The 11,830-nt window shown below is 39.4% G+C and carries 10 protein-coding genes and 1 pseudogene; 7 read left to right on the top strand and 4 right to left on the bottom strand.

The genetic code is table 11. From position 1 onward, the window contains the following. Positions 1-41: 41 nt before the first annotated feature. Both IM500_RS09625 and IM500_RS09620 read right to left on the bottom strand, forming a co-directional pair. On the bottom strand, positions 42-1,769 hold the full coding sequence (locus IM500_RS09625) for a tetratricopeptide repeat protein (RefSeq protein WP_287738202.1): 1,728 nt from the start codon (positions 1,767-1,769) through the stop codon (positions 42-44). 23 nt (positions 1,770-1,792) lie between these two features. Next, the gene (locus IM500_RS09620) at positions 1,793-2,293 is read right to left on the bottom strand and encodes a hypothetical protein (protein WP_190721964.1); all 501 of its coding nucleotides are present in this window, start codon (positions 2,291-2,293) and stop codon (positions 1,793-1,795) included. Between the two features lie 198 nt (positions 2,294-2,491). Here IM500_RS09620 and clpS point away from each other — a divergent pair, with 198 nt between their 5' ends. The 3 genes from clpS to IM500_RS09605 are packed head-to-tail and all read left to right on the top strand — an operon-like array spanning position 2,492 to position 5,172. Then, positions 2,492-2,779, top strand: a complete 288-nt coding sequence (gene clpS, locus IM500_RS09615) for an ATP-dependent Clp protease adapter ClpS (RefSeq protein ID WP_002738526.1) — start codon at positions 2,492-2,494, stop codon at positions 2,777-2,779. Next, on the top strand, positions 2,772-3,602 hold the full coding sequence (locus IM500_RS09610) for a CPBP family intramembrane glutamic endopeptidase (protein ID WP_287738201.1): 831 nt from the start codon (positions 2,772-2,774) through the stop codon (positions 3,600-3,602). The genes clpS and IM500_RS09610 overlap by 8 nt, the downstream gene beginning before the upstream one ends. Positions 3,603-3,654: 52 nt before the next feature. Then, positions 3,655-5,172 carry an ammonium transporter gene (locus tag IM500_RS09605; RefSeq protein ID WP_287738200.1) on the top strand — a complete coding sequence of 506 codons (1,518 nt, stop codon included), beginning with the start codon at positions 3,655-3,657 and terminating at the stop codon, positions 5,170-5,172. An 11-nt stretch (positions 5,173-5,183) separates the two neighbouring features. Here the strand turns inward: IM500_RS09605 and IM500_RS09600 are convergent, their stop codons facing one another. Then, on the bottom strand, positions 5,184-7,436 hold the full coding sequence (locus IM500_RS09600) for an AAA-like domain-containing protein (RefSeq protein WP_287738199.1): 2,253 nt from the start codon (positions 7,434-7,436) through the stop codon (positions 5,184-5,186). A 176-nt stretch (positions 7,437-7,612) separates the two neighbouring features. Further along, positions 7,613-8,869 (bottom strand): AAA-like domain-containing protein, encoded by a 1,257-nt coding sequence (locus tag IM500_RS09595; RefSeq protein WP_287738198.1) that lies wholly within the window; start codon positions 8,867-8,869, stop codon positions 7,613-7,615. Positions 8,870-9,073: 204 nt separating this feature from the next. On the opposite strand from IM500_RS09595, the gene IM500_RS09590 reads away from it, so the two are divergent. The 4 genes and pseudogenes from IM500_RS09590 to IM500_RS09575 all read left to right on the top strand — a co-directional run bounded on the left by IM500_RS09590 (position 9,074) and on the right by IM500_RS09575 (position 11,827). Further along, entirely contained in the window at positions 9,074-9,382 is a 309-nt protein-coding gene (locus IM500_RS09590) for a hypothetical protein (RefSeq protein WP_287738196.1), read from the top strand. Continuing rightward, a complete protein-coding gene (locus tag IM500_RS09585; RefSeq protein ID WP_287738194.1) occupies positions 9,369-10,250 on the top strand; it encodes a hypothetical protein in 882 nt (293 codons plus the stop codon). Before IM500_RS09590 ends, IM500_RS09585 begins: the two co-directional genes overlap by 14 nt. A 255-nt stretch (positions 10,251-10,505) precedes the next feature. After that, a pseudogene (locus tag IM500_RS09580) lies at positions 10,506-11,017 on the top strand (IS1-like element transposase); the annotation flags it as partial. A 267-nt stretch (positions 11,018-11,284) separates the two neighbouring features. Then, positions 11,285-11,827 (top strand): alpha/beta hydrolase, encoded by a 543-nt coding sequence (locus tag IM500_RS09575; protein WP_287738192.1) that lies wholly within the window; start codon positions 11,285-11,287, stop codon positions 11,825-11,827. Positions 11,828-11,830: the final 3 nt, after the last annotated feature.

Genomic DNA, 11,830 nt, shown 5'->3' with positions numbered 1-11,830 from the left:
TGAAGGATTACATCAAAGGACAAAGAGCGATATCGCTTGCCCTATCTACCTTCTAGCTCGCTTGTCCCCCTCTCAGCCGCTAAAGTATTGAGAATGGTAGCAAAATAGAGATTGTTTTCTCCTAATAGCTGTTCTATCAGAGAAAGGCCTCTCTTACACAAGGGTTCTGCTTCTGCGTATCTGCCTTGCGATTCGTATAATACCGCTAAATTATTGAGACTGGTAGCAACAATGGGATCGTTTTCTCCTAATAGCTGTTCCCTTAGAGAAAGGGAGTGCTTATACAAGGGTTCCGCTTCTGCGTATCTGCTTTGACATTGGTACAATCCTGCTAAATTATTGAGACTGGTAGCAAAATAGAGATTGTTTTCTCCTAATAGCTGTTCTATCAGAGAAAGAGAGCGCTTACACAACAGTTCTGCTTCTGCGTATCTGCCTTGGGATTTGTATAATAGTGCTAAATTATTGAGACTGCTAGCAAAATAGAGATTGTTTTCTCCTAAGCGAGATTGGATTTCTTCACAACATTTTGTTAAGGTAGCTGCTGCTAAATTATATTCTCCCTGTCCCTTATAAAACGAAGCTACCCCAAGAAACACCTGAATTAAATTATCTTCCGGGTTGGGAATATCATCTAACATGGTTTGACTGACAAGTTGCAGATGGGGAATTGCGGGAGTTACCGCTGCAATAATCTCCCTTGTGGGGGTTTGCGGGATATTTTCGGCAATGGTTAACAAAGTTTCCACAAAAGCGCATCGATAAAGAGAATTTATCTCAGGAATTGCCTGTAATTGCTGTTGAAAAAATTCTCTCACGAGGGGATGAATCCGATAAAAAGAATAGTCCTCATCCACGGGTTGCATCAGATGAGAATTATCCAATTGTCCCCGCGCTTCTTCTAGTTCGCTTTCGGTAATTTCCGTGGATTTTGCCGTATCTTCTAGCAACGTCCAAGCAATAGCCACTGGTGCGAATAAACTCAACAGCATTGCCACTTTTTGACCAGCAGAACTTAAATCATCCCAACTGATTTTAATTGCGGCTGCTACCCCTAAATGTCCATAATCTCTGTGGTTTCTTTCCTTGGTTAAAGCAGTATGAGCTAAATTTAATTTATCGCGTAAATGGCTAAACTTTAAATGACGATTTTTCGCTAAATATTCCCCCACCAACTCCACTGCTAAGGTTAAGCGTCCTAAAATTTCGTGACAAATCTGTTCTACTAAAGCTTTTTCTTGCTCAACTTTAGCAGTACCAACAATTTTGGTTAATAATTCCACACATTTATCTAAGGGTAAAACATCTAAAGCTATAGACTCAAATTCCGTACTAAGACACCTTTCCCTAGTGGTGACTAATATCTTAATCCTAGAATCTTTTGGTAACATTCGATCGGGAATTCGGTCGATATTGGGGACATCATCGAGAATTAATAATAATTTTCCCTGCTGAGGTAGCCAATTTTGCCAATACCAGTCCACTTGTTTTTCTAAAGATTCTTTTTTCAATATTTCTGGTAAAGATAGATAGGGACCAGCTAATTTAACTATTTCTTCTGCTAAACCCGATAGTCGCAAGGATAACCAATATTGTGCCGCGTATTCCTGTTGGTATCGTTTCGCATATTCCAAAGCTAAAGCGGTTTTTCCTATTCCCCCTAACCCTTCCACTGCACAAACAATCACCCCTTGTTCTGTTTGCAATTGCTGATGAATTAAGGTTAACTCATCTTCCCTCCCGACAAAATTAACCGTACTTTTGCCCACATTACTAGGGATAGAGGGAATACTTACTTTTTTAGCCGATTTATCACCCCTGCGATCGCAAGATTAAATGTGGGAAAATAACGCTTAAAAGTTGACTCAGTATCTAATTCCGCTTCGTAGGTCAGGGAAACAAAAGGGGGTATAGTAGATAGGGCCGCTTTTAATTTGGCTGCTGCTGATCGCTCTGGTTGATTGAGTTTAGCCAGAATTTGGTTTAATGATTCTAAGATTTGTACAGAAGCAAGTTCAGGGGGTGGTTCTGCGGTAATTGCCGTCAATTCTGTGACAATTTCTGCTACCATTACCTCGGCATCAGGAAAGGACGATTCTTGACTCTCGCTGGCGATTAAATCCCATTTTTCTCGTTCAAATTTTTTAATTTCTGTGCGCTTATCGTTTATGCGTTGCTGCAAAAGAACTTTATCTTCTGGACGCGCACCTGTCCACGCATCGCGGATTCCCGCTAATTGTTCTTTTAAGCGTTGAATATTTTTATCGAGATTTTGTAATTCGCCAGCAGACATAGAGAAATAAGGTTAAATTACAGGGTTAATTTAATTATGATCTATCCATCTAGAAATGTCATTCCTTTGGCTGTCCCCCACTCCCCAACACCCAACCCCTCACGGATCGCTGAAAAAGCCTAGCTCAATCTGGAAATTTTGATTATGATCATTAGTAATTGACCTTTATTTGTGATATAGATTCAAAGGAGAGACACGGTGTCCACAGAAGTCATCGAAAAGCGTTCCACAGCGACAATCCGTAAACCAGCACCGCGTTATCGCGTTTTACTCCACAATGACGACTTTAACTCGATGGAGTATGTGGTTCAGAGTTTAATGCAAACGATCGCCGGTATGACGCAACCCCAAGCAGTTGATATCATGATGGAAGCGCACACGAATGGTACAGCCTTGGTGATTACCTGCATCCAAGAACACGCGGAATTTTACTGTGAAACCTTGAAAAATAAAGGTTTAACCAGCAGTATCGAACCCGATGAATAAAAGATTGCGGGTAATTGCCACTTACCCAGTCCCCCTGCGACTGGGAATTTTTATTTTGCTCTTACTTTTTCTCTGGTTGCCGATCGCACTTCCCCTCTATCACTTTTTTGCCACTAATGCTAATCTTGTCTCAATTTTGACCCTTTCTGTTCTCTATCTGGAATTTTTGGGGTTATCCCATTGGTGGGGACGGATAATTTATGGCGATGAGGGATTAGCCGATTATGGGTTGATTTGGCGAAGAAAAACGCCGATCGAGTTAATTAACGGGTTGGCGATCGGTCTATTTTTCACTTTCTCGCTTTTTCTGTCCCAAGGGTTCCTAGGTTGGTTAAATTTCTTACCCGCAAATCCCCAAATCAGCAAAATCATCCTGGAGGGGTTTTTAGTCGCTTTAGCGGTGGGTTTTGCGGAAGAATTGCTATTTCGGGGCTGGTTACTGGGAGAATTAGAAAAGGATTATCGTCCCGCTATCGCTCTAGTGATTAGTGCCTTAATTTTCGCTCTTACCCACTTTATTAAACCTTTAGCCGAAATTATCCGCACTTTTCCCCAATTTCCTGCCTTAGTCTTGCTAGGATTAATTCTCGGTTGGGCAAAACGCGCCTGTGGTGGTAGTTTGGGTAAAAGTATCGGTCTGCACGCGGGTTTAGTCTGGGCATACTATATATTAAATGTGGGTCAGTTAATTAAATACACTGGTACTGTTCCCGATTGGTTAACTGGAATCGATAAAAATCCTTTAGCGGGAGTGATGGGTTTACTTTTCCTGACAATTCTCGCTATCTGGACAAGAAAAAAAGCAGTTTTGAGTGAACGATAGGGGATTAAATCAATTACTATAAAGGGGAAATTGCCCATGAGAGTTATAGCCGATGAATCGATTATTATCTTTTCTAGAATATCGCCCGCGTTTGCGTAATATCCTATCTTTTTGTTTCTCTCTTATCGTCATGCTGTTGATCGGTGTAGGCAAAGTCACAGCACAAGATTTAAATAATTCTACTCTGGATTTAGTTGCTAATCTCTGGATGTTAATAGCCGGCTCGTTAGTATTCTTTATGAATGCGGGTTTTGCCATGCTGGAAACGGGTTTTTGTCGTACTAATAACGCCACTAATGTCTTAGCTAAAAACCTAATTGTCTTCTGTGTTTCTGCCTTGGCTTATTGGATGTTTGGTTTCGGTTTCATGTTTGGCAATACATCTGAACGGGGAAATAGTTTCTTTGGTGGTACAGGATTTTTCTTGGAAATTTTAACCCCTAATAATCAATACAGTCAATTCCAAAAATTGTGGCCAGGTCGTTCAATTGCCACTTTATTTTTCTTTCAATTAACTTTTGCGGGAACTGCGGCGACCATTGTATCGGGAGCAGTGGCAGAAAGGGTTAAATTTTGGGCATTTTTGCTATTTAGTTTCTTTTTAGTTGCTTTTTCTTATTCTCTGACAGGACATTGGATTTGGTCATCGGAAGGATGGTTATATAACTTATTTAAGTTTCGAGATTTTGCCGGTTCAACGGTGGTGCATTCGGTGGGAGGAATGGCCGGATTAGTGGGTGCTTGGTTGCTAAAACCGAGAGATGGACGTTTTGGTTATAATCGCAAAACCGATAGTTATGAAGAAAAAGAAAGAGGAAATTTTGCTCCCCATCAGTTAGGATTTGCAACCCTTGGTTGTTTAATTATTTGGTTAGGATGGTTTGGTTTTAATGGTGGTTCGGCGGTAAATTTGGATAATGTCCCTATGGCAATTACTACCACGATGATTGCCGCTGCCGCTGGGGGAGTTTTGGCATTAATTCTTAATCCTTTAATCGGTCGCAAGGCCAGTTTATCCACAATTATTAATGGCATTTTAGGTGGGTTAGTGGGGATCACGGCATCATCAGGTTATGTTGATATCAGATCAGCTATTATCATTGGTGGCATTAGTGGCATTATTGTCTTATTAGGAGAAGAATTTTTAATTAAAACTAAAGTAATTGATGATCCAGTGGTAGCAATTCCAGTACATCTTTTTTGTGGTTTTTGGGGAACAATGGCGGTGGGTTTCTTTAGTACCAAAGGTGCGGGAGAATTCGCCCGTGGAGCCGCACAGGATAATTGGCTATCTCAAGTCGCTTTTCAATTTTTTGGATGGATTGTAGTCATGGCATTTACTTTTATTTTTAGTTTAATTCTCTGGCTAATGATTGGCAATATCCTCTATTATATGCAAGTATTTGTTTTGCGTCAAAAGAATCCACAGGTTAATTTTTCTCCTGTTGTCAGGAGTCAATCCTTCAATGTTTCTGACCTATTCTCTCTAGTTTGGTCACGGGGAAGAGAAGGAATCCGAGTATCATTATCCGATGAGTTAACGGGTAGTGATGGGGTATTTAGTGATTGAAAAATTAATGTTTATTCAATAAGTTTTTGGCAATCTAGATTATCTTGCAAAGCTCGATCGATATCCGATTTCCAAGCTCTATCCTTATACCAAATTTTTGCCCAAGATTGAGCTTCTTTAAAGTTATCAGAAGATGGGGGGATTTTGCACAAAATTTCAAAACCACCTTCTCTACCCGGCACATTAGCCACAAAATTATTTTTAGCTAGTCCTACTGCTTGCTGAATTAACCTTAATTCATTTAATTGAGTCCCACACTTGTAAGGAAACCAATCACCTTGTTTTCTTTCCAATTCTTGCAGTTGTTGAATAGTCCTGTCTAAGCTGATAGTAAAATCTCGTTTAGTACAAATTTCTGGAATACTAGGTGAGGTTGTAAACACGACATTAGGAGTCTTTTCAGGAGTCTTGAATGACCAAAAAGTAAATCCAAGAAAGCCTAATAGTGCCAAGAAAGATAATATTTTAGTTAAACCAGCAGGAGAATTCTCCACCTTATCTAATTTTTCTAGTTCTTGTTTAACCCATTGAACATTAAATACCCCTTTATAAATTCGATTGGCCACTTCTAGATACTCATTATTTTTAATTACTAATTCTGCTTGCTGAAGTGCCAATTTTTCCGGTTTATTATCAGCAAAGACTCTCCCCTGCAAAATGTCTTGATAGATTTCTAATGTTGACCTAACATTTTTATCAGGAGTTAAGAGACTGTTTTGTATTTTATGGAGATGGGCTGCCGCTTTATTTTGTAACCAATTTTCTACAATATTTTTCTGAATCAATTGTTCAATTACTGGTTTTTCTTCTCCTTCCCGCAACTCATTTTTATTGTCGATTAGCAAACCGATAACTATTTCCGTTAACTCCAAGTTACCACCCGTCCAAGCTAAAGTTTCCTCAATTAAAGCTGCTCGTTGATTCTCCTCAAATTTGGGCGTTAATTGTTTTTCAGCCAGTTGATATGCTTCCCCTTGACGTGCTATCTGTGCTTTTCGTTTGGCTGCGATTTCACTTAACTCTAAAAAACGCTTTTCTGACTCATTAAGGTCTTGATTTTTACTCCAAGTTAAAGCTTCTGCTAAATCTTGATCAGAAAGAAGTTTAGTGGCATCTTCCCCTGAATTTAACCAAACTTCGTACTTTTCAATGTATGGAGGGATTTTATTTAATTCCGTTGTCACCCAAGTTTCATTAAAAACATTTCTATAAATCTTATTATAAACTTTTAACTTTTGTCGGTCTTGAACTACCAATCCCGTTAAGCGTAATTCTATTTGATCAAGACTACCATCATCGGTAATTTCACCATTTCTTAAAATTTCTAGGTAAAGCTTCAGCATTCTTCTACCCGTGACACGCTTATTTAATAAACGATTCCGAATAGTTTTTAGGTGTTCTGGACTATCTTGAGATACCCAGTTACTAATTACTTGCGACTGGATAAAATCGCCGACATTAATCGGGGTTGCTGGGGATTCCTTGCCAAATCCAGTGCGAGATGTGGAGATTAAATGACAAATTTTTTGAGTTAAAAATGGTTGTCCACCTGTCCAGTCTATAACCTCCTCTAAAACCCGTTCCGGTGCGATAACTTTGTCCTGCAATCCCTCGGCAAGTTTTCTGGCATCCTTTATAGTAAATCCAGATAATCGAATATCTTGACCAATATTAAAAGGACTACGATTATTATCTAGAATAAAGTTAGAAACTGCCGCTACCCCCAACATACAAAAGGTTAGACGTTGGTAATCCCTATTATGAGGACGTTCTTCATGACAGCTACGCAGCCAAGCAAAGAAATCATCTGTGGAAAAATTTAAACTCAGAACGCTATCAATTTCATCGAAACAGATAACAATAGGTCGGGATACTTCCCTTAAGAGAATGTCCTCAACAAATTCATCAAGACGATTAATAGCTGATTTATAGGCTCGTTCATCCCACCAAGTTTGCTCTTTTCCCCGAATAGAAAGATCAAATCGTTTAACCAGTTGCTCAAATAATACTCGATACCAAATATCTTCGGAGATGTTTTTTCCTATACCACTCAAATCAATGGTAGCACAATCAATATTATCCTCTTGCAGTCGTTTTTGTGTCTGTGCCCACAAACTTGATTTTCCCATCTGACGGGAATTTAACACATAGCAATACTGTCCATTTTTTAGATAGTTATAAAATAGATCATCTGCTTCCCGCTTGATATAACTAGGTGCATCTAGGGGAACGCTGCCTCCAACATAATAAAAATTGGTCGCCATAGGATTAAAATTAGCAATTTGTCTGATTGGTTAAGTTCGATGAATAATTTAATCAAAGGTTATCTGTGCCTAAGCTAGTCCGCATTTAAAGTTCTGGGTTCGATGGGGGAACGGGGAACAGGTGAAAACGAATATTAGATTTAGATGTACAACAGTTTAACTCAATATATTGGATTTTAGGAGGATAGGCGATACCTAAAATAGTCGCTGTATAGTGGATAACGGGGTTGAACAGCATTCTGCACAAAGGTTACTAATCCTAAACTATGAAGTTGCCAATTAATTGTTGCACCTAAATCAACGGGAGAAGACGACTCTACAACCTTTTTCATTCCTGCTGCTAGGTTTGGATGTTCTTGTAAGTTTAGCAAATGTCCTCGCAAATGATCCCCATAAATTCCCGCTTCCGTGGCTGCTGTCTCTAAAAAATCTGCTAAAGACAGTTGTTTTTGGGTAATCGCATAAATCGCTTTTTGGATTAAATAGGGATGTCCCCCGACAAGATTAATTATTCTTTGCAGTTCATCTTTTCCCAAGTTAGCCTGATATTTATTAGCTAGAGTCAAGACCTGTTCTAGAGTAAAATCAGGTAACAGGATTTCTGTTCCTACATTGAAAGGAGATTTATTCAGGTCAGCAGGAACATAATTTTCTGTGGAGTAGGTGATAATTAAGTGTAACTTTTGCCAAGTATTATTATTTTTTGCCTCCTCGTGCCAAAGACGAAATAAACTAAGGAAATCGTCGGCAACGCTGGTATAGGTAAAGAGACTATCTATCTCCTCTAAAACTAAAATTAGGGGTTTATCCAGCTTTTTGAGCAAATGGTCTTCAAAATAGGCAGTACAGCTATAAAGTCCTAATCCTTCTTGCCATTTTTCCTGAAAGAGAGCTGCTAATCCTAATTTCTTGGAAATAATCAAAGCAAACCAAGAGAGCAATCGGTCTAAATCGCTGAGAATTCCTTTGCTTGCTTGTAAAAAACTCAAACTGACGGTTTTATACTGTCTTTTGTCAACTTGAATCAAAATTCTATCGACTAATAGGGTTTTACCCATCCCCTTGGCTGATTTAATCCGCAATAATGAACCTGCTTGACGCACCGTCTCCAGACAAAGCTGTTCCACTGGAGGACGTTCAATATACTTGGAAAAATCCGCGGCCCGGTTTTCTCCCTCATCCTCAGACGTGGCAGCAGCTGTTTCCTCCAACTCATCCCAGTCAGCGATTTCTTGATAATCAAGGGCTAATTTTTGACAAATTTCAAAAAAATTGAGATTACTAATCGGTTTACCGTTAAGAAAAAGGCTAAGAGTCGATTTTGCCAACCCTAACTCCTCAGCAAGCAGCTGTTGACTTACGTAACCATTGCGTTTAACTGCTTGTTTGACTCTAGGGATATATTCTGATTTTACTTTAAGCGATCGCGCCATAAACTTCCATCAATCGACCTAATTTCTATTTTATCGCAAAAAACTCAGACATATCTCAGTCATGAGATCAGAGAGTGATCATTCACGCTATCATCGCAAAAAACTCAGACATATCTCAGTCATTCCCATTCATGAACTCAGAGAGTCATGACTGAGGATCAAGATGTACTGGTCGAAGTGTATTTATAAACTACACAAAACAGAATGCTTGACATATTTCCTTCTAAGTCCAAAGACAATGACACTTATAAGGGTGATTCTGGGACTTCAGCTAAGTCTGACAATTATTTAACCTCCGCGGAGAAGTCTCTTTTATCTGATTTACTCAAAGTTAGGGCTGCCACTGCCTTGAGCTTTGAAATTGAAACAGATAGAATTGGAGAAGCTAACTTACAAGATAAATTAGAAAAACTAGCGGACAAAGGCTATATCAAAGTCAATAAAGAAGAAAGCTACAAAATCTTTACTCCCACTTGGAAAACTCGTCAGCTGAGGATAAATGGTATTTTGTAGTCAGTTTCTAACGGAATTAGACAAGTTTCCTTTTTTCAGTTCATTCACCCATTACCTATTTTTGGTAGATTCTCAGACAACTGCTGCCACCGATCTTTTCAGCGAAATACGGAAACTTCTGGGAGGGGATCTGTGGTCTTCCATTTTGGCTGCGATAATTATTGGAGTATTATATGAAACTGGAATTAGCTATTTCTCAGCTTTTAGGATTCGTCATTTATTTCCCGATTTAGAAAAGGATTTTTTAAATACTTTCCTTTGTTTATTAATTGTCAAAATTTTTGTATCAATACTTTTATACCTTCTCATTCAACTTATATTTTCTCTATTAAGCTTGATCGAGGATAATGTTTTTTTTGGTTTAATCATTGCTCTGGTCTTCGGTCTTATTATGGGTTCCTTAAACCCTAATTTAGAACAAATCGACCAAGTAATGGGTGGATTTAGCTTATCGACAATTAATCCTGTCTCCAGTGGGATCAAAAAGATTTTAGAGCGGTACAAAGACTCTCAAATATCTATTATTATTCCTTTAGAAAAGAAATTGGCAATCAAGAAAACCAGCCTATATAATTCTTCTATCAAGCCTAAATTTGATTGTTTTAAAGAAATAGTTACTATTCAGAAATGCACCCAAGAATTAATCGGTAGATTTACACTGAAAGAAACGCCAGAGAAATATCAAGGAAGATTAGACGCTATCATCGGGGGAAATTTTAGTGACGAGGATACGAGAGAAAGATTAATATGGTTATTATTTGATATTATGAGTCCTGAAGAGATTAATAAAATTAGAGAGCACCCAGATCAATCAGAAATTTTAAAAAGACTGCGAGACATAGAACAGGAGAATAGTAGGATAAATTAAACGTCGGCCAGTTAATTAAATACACTTGTACTGTTTCTGATCGATTAACTGGAATCGATAAAAATCCTTGAGGGGGAGTGATGGGTTGACTTTTCCTGACAATTCTCACCATCTGGACCAGAAAAAAAGTAACCGATGTGGTAATAATTCGGTAGTAGTGGCGTAGCCCTCTTGCTTACCTGGTATGAATTGTGTAAAATATTTATTAATAAAAATAATTGCAACCCGATCAGTCTTTAAACTTCTAGCTTGAGCATGACTTTTCTGATAAATATCTTTTTCTGGCTCCTGTCTGGCTGACTCAAATATCAGTCTAGCACCGAACAAAATACCCCCTTCACCTCTATTTCCCTGTCAAGCGTTGTGGTTCTCACCATACTATCAAGAATGGTTCTATTCATAATGGAAAACCCAAACGTCAAGGTAAAGAATGTGGTCAACCGTTGGTGATCAATCCCACTAATAAAACCGTCTCTGACGAAACCAAACAATTAATTGATCAACTCTTGCTCGAACGAATTTCCTTGCGAGGAATTGCGAGAGTAACAGGGGTAAGTTGGTCATGTTTACAAAATTATGTCAACAATAAACTGGCGGCTGTTCCCCGTCAAGTAAAGGTTTCGGACAAACCAAAAGGTAAATTGTTTAGAGAATGTGATGAGATGTGGTCTTGGGTTTTTTCTAAGACGATAAAGGTTTAGATTTGGCGGTTAATTGATAGAAAGACAAGGGAAATTATTGGTTACTATTTAGGGTATGCTGAAAAAGTTTTTCCTGGGGACAGGGTGTGGGGTGTGGGGTGTGGGGTGATGGGCGTTGGGAGTGCCGGAGTTGGGAGATTAAAGCTGCCTTTTGCATGAGTGCCTTTTGCCTTCAGAAGCTGATCACTGAAAAGACTCCCCCAACACCCATCTCACCCCGGGGAAAACCGCTATAGAATAGAGAAAAAAGAGAATTGCGAGGAAAAAACTCTGTCTTTTAACCCGATTGTCATTCCCCCTTCCCCGGAAAATCCCGCTCGCTATCTAGTGATCATGCTGCACGGTTGGGGTGCAGATGCCATGGATCTGGCCCCCCTTGCATCGATGCTGGATCTAGCTGATTGTCAATTTTTGTTTCCTAATGCTCCCTTCGATCATCCCCAAGTGCCGGGGGGACGCGCCTGGTATGCTTTAGAAACCTCCGATTATCAAGGTTTAGTCCCTAGTCGTCAACAGTTGCACGATTGGATTATTTCCCTAGAAGCAACTACCGGTATTCCCCTAGAGCGGACTTTTTTGACCGGTTTTTCCCAAGGGGGAGCGATGACGCTGGATGTGGGTTTATCTTTACCCTTGGCGGGATTGGGTTCCTTGAGTGGTTATCTGCACGGTGAACCCCATCCCCAAGGCCCACAAAATGTCTTAATTGTTCATGGTAAGCAGGATCCCGTCGTTCCTATCGCTGCTGCTCGTCAAGCCAGAGATTTACTGCTTGGTTTAGGGGTTAACGTCGAATATCACGAGTTAAATATGGGTCACGAAATCCCGATTCCGGCACTGACTATTTTACGCCAATTCCTCCGCAATCGTCTATAAACT

It is taken from the genome of Microcystis sp. M179S2 (assembly GCF_020245805.1).
GTDB classification, from domain to species: Bacteria; Cyanobacteriota; Cyanobacteriia; order Cyanobacteriales; family Microcystaceae; genus Microcystis; species Microcystis aeruginosa.
Note: the sequence above shows the minus strand (reverse complement) of the source record. Positions and strands in the feature narration are given on the sequence as shown.

What these genes read in the sequence shown, in the direction of transcription:
- IM500_RS09620 (WP_190721964.1), bottom strand. Translation starts at nt 2,293, where the DNA reads ATGTCTGCTGGCGAATTACAAAATCTCGATAAAAATATTCAACGCTTA.
- IM500_RS09610 (WP_287738201.1), top strand. Translation starts at nt 2,772, where the DNA reads ATGAATAAAAGATTGCGGGTAATTGCCACTTACCCAGTCCCCCTGCGA.
- IM500_RS09605 (WP_287738200.1), top strand. Translation starts at nt 3,655, where the DNA reads ATGAATCGATTATTATCTTTTCTAGAATATCGCCCGCGTTTGCGTAAT.
- IM500_RS09600 (WP_287738199.1), bottom strand. Translation starts at nt 7,436, where the DNA reads ATGGCGACCAATTTTTATTATGTTGGAGGCAGCGTTCCCCTAGATGCA.
- IM500_RS09595 (WP_287738198.1), bottom strand. Translation starts at nt 8,869, where the DNA reads ATGGCGCGATCGCTTAAAGTAAAATCAGAATATATCCCTAGAGTCAAA.
- IM500_RS09590 (WP_287738196.1), top strand. Translation starts at nt 9,074, where the DNA reads ATGCTTGACATATTTCCTTCTAAGTCCAAAGACAATGACACTTATAAG.
- IM500_RS09585 (WP_287738194.1), top strand. Translation starts at nt 9,369, where the DNA reads ATGGTATTTTGTAGTCAGTTTCTAACGGAATTAGACAAGTTTCCTTTT.
- IM500_RS09575 (WP_287738192.1), top strand. Translation starts at nt 11,285, where the DNA reads ATGCTGCACGGTTGGGGTGCAGATGCCATGGATCTGGCCCCCCTTGCA.